The following is a 647-nucleotide window of genomic DNA, read 5'->3' on the forward strand; positions in this document are numbered from 1 at the left end:
CCCCCGGCTGCGAACCTGCCTTCGGAGAGTGTTCCCCGCTGATTGTCGGCGAGCGTGTCGCGGTCGATGTGGCCGCGGCCCAGTCCTTCTGGGCGGTGCCCGACGTGGAAGCGGTCGCCGTCCTGGTCTTGGTGTGGGCAGGGGTAGATTGACAGGCCGTGGCGTTTTTCGTGATGGGTGCGTGCTGCGCGGGCATCCTTGCGTGTGAAGTAGGTGCGTTTGTCGCAGTGCGGGCAGGTCACCCAGCAGGAGGTGGGGCGGTGTACTCGAGTGGCCACTTTTTCGGTGCTCCTGTTCGACTTCGGATGCGGTCGGATCGTCAGACGGCGCGGGTGATCTGCAGGTTCAGCCAATCCGAGACCCACTGGATGGCGTTGCGGCCGGCGTTGTCGACGACCAGGTTCTGGTAGCTCTGGTGTGCACCGGAGGCGAAGAAGCTGGCCGCGGTCAGGCCCTCGCCGACAACCTGGGCGAGATCCTCGGCCCCCTGCGACTGCGCCATCGTCGACACCGACCCGGCGAGTCCTGCGAGGTCGAGGGTCTGCGCCTGCGTGGTGATCGCGTTGCCCACGGGATTGGTCTGCTTGCCGAGCAGCGCGGGGTCGGTCTTGCCGGCTGTGCCGGTGAGCATGTTCGCGGCCACCGAG

The 647-nt window shown here is 67.1% G+C and carries 1 protein-coding gene and 1 pseudogene; both read right to left on the reverse strand.

What is annotated here, in order from left to right; translation table 11 throughout:
• The coding region (locus tag QM841_RS42865) for a hypothetical protein (protein ID WP_283336795.1) at window positions 1–278 on the reverse strand (278 nt) is incomplete at its 3' end.
• Between the two features lie 41 nt (window positions 279–319).
• Window positions 320–647: pseudogene (locus tag QM841_RS42870) on the reverse strand (cutinase family protein); the annotation flags it as partial.

Source organism: Rhodococcus sp. IEGM 1307 (assembly GCF_030056915.1).
GTDB classification, from domain to species: domain Bacteria; phylum Actinomycetota; class Actinomycetes; order Mycobacteriales; family Mycobacteriaceae; genus Rhodococcus_F; species Rhodococcus_F opacus_D.